We start from the raw sequence: 1,524 nt of genomic DNA, 5'->3' as shown, positions 1-1,524 counted from the left end.
GGTCGGTCGGGATCGTGGGCAGCGGCACGATGGCGCGGGGTATCGCCGAGGTACTGGCCCGATCCGGCCATGAGGTCATCCTCCGGGCCCGGCGGGCGGAGGCTGCCGACGCGGCCCGCGACCGGGTGGCCGCGTCGCTGGCGGCGGCGGTCACGAAGGGCCGACTGTCCGAGGACGATCGCGGCGCCGCTCTGGGCCGGCTGCGGGTCACCACCGACCTCGGCGAGCTCGGCGGCTGCGACGTGCTGCTCGAGGCGGTCATCGAGGACCTGGCGGTCAAGCGCGAGCTGTTCACCGATCTGGACAAGGTTGCCCGGCCCGGGGCGGTGCTGGCGACCACCACGTCCTCGCTGCCGGTCGTCGAGTGCGCCACCGCGACCCGGCGGCCCCAGGACGTCGTCGGCATGCACTGGTTCAACCCGGCCCAGGTGATGCGCCTGGTCGAGGTGGTGCCCACGGTGCTCACCGGGGACGGGGCGACGGCGACGGCCCTGGCCCTGGCGCGGGCGGCGGGCCGGCATCCGGTGCGCTGCGCCGACCGGGCCGGCTTCATCGTCAACGCGCTGCTGTTCCCCTACCTGAACGACGCGGTGAAGATGCTGCAGGCGAACTACGCCACGATCGAGGACATCGACACGGCGATGACGGTCGGCTGCGGTTATCCCATGGGACCGTTCGCGCTCGCCGACGTGGTCGGGCTCGACGTCACTCTCGCCATCACCCGCTCGCTGTACGAGCAGTTCCGCGAGCCGGGCTACGCCCCGGCTCCCCTCCTGGAGCACCTGGTGCGGGCCCGCTTCCTGGGCCGCAAGACTGGCCGGGGCTTCTTGGCGCATCCTCGCCGGTAGTCCGTTCGGGGGGCTTCGAACTGGGGAACCCGCCGCCCGAAGCACGGCGCCGCCGGGGTCACCCGGTCGAGGTGTCCCGGGGCAACGTGGCACGTCGTGGGCGCGTCGGCCGTTGACAGGGGACCAGCCGGCGGTCGCGGCCGCCCACGGCAGCTGCCCGATGCGGCACTAGGATGTCGCCGGTCGGCGGGAAGTCCCGGTTCGCACAAGAGGAGACGCCACGGCGATGGTCATGCTCGACAAGGACGCCGTGCGGCAGTTCGGCCGGGAGATAACGATGTTTCTCCCCGATCTGGTCATCATGCTGCGGCGGGTCGTCGCCGATCCGCGGGTGCCGCAGTCCGCGAAGGTCGAGGCCGCGGCGGCGCTGGCGTACCTGGTGTCGCCGCGTAACCGGCTGACGAACATGATCCCCGTGGTGGGCCAGCTCGACGACGTCGCCATCGTCGCCTTCGCGTTCCGCCGGCTGGTCGTCGGCGCCGGGGAGCCGATCCTGCGCGAGCACTGGCGAGGCAGCGACCGCGGCTTCCAGGTGCTCATCGGCGCCTCCTCGGCCCTGGCGAGCCCGGCCGGAGCGCTGCGCAAGGCGAAGGTGGCCCGGTCGCTCGTGGCCGCCGGAATCGACCGCGTCCGCGGCGGCCGGGGGGGAGATCCGGGCCGGGGGGGAGATCCGGGC

At 73.4% G+C, this 1,524-nt stretch carries 2 protein-coding genes; both read left to right on the top strand.

The window, feature by feature from the left end:
• Positions 1 to 848, top strand: an 848-nt coding sequence (locus NBZ85_RS31020) for a 3-hydroxyacyl-CoA dehydrogenase family protein (protein WP_261563409.1), incomplete at its 5' end; no start/stop codon positions are given.
• A 226-nt stretch (positions 849 to 1,074) separates the two neighbouring features.
• Positions 1,075 to 1,524: YkvA family protein (locus NBZ85_RS31015; RefSeq protein ID WP_261563408.1), on the top strand; the 450-nt coding region annotated here is incomplete at its 3' end.

This window comes from Frankia tisae (genome assembly GCF_025403405.1).
In the GTDB taxonomy this organism is placed as follows: Bacteria; Actinomycetota; Actinomycetes; order Frankiales; family Frankiaceae; genus Frankia; species Frankia tisai.
The sequence above is the reverse complement of the archived record's forward strand: the minus strand, read 5'-3'. Positions and strand labels throughout refer to the sequence as shown.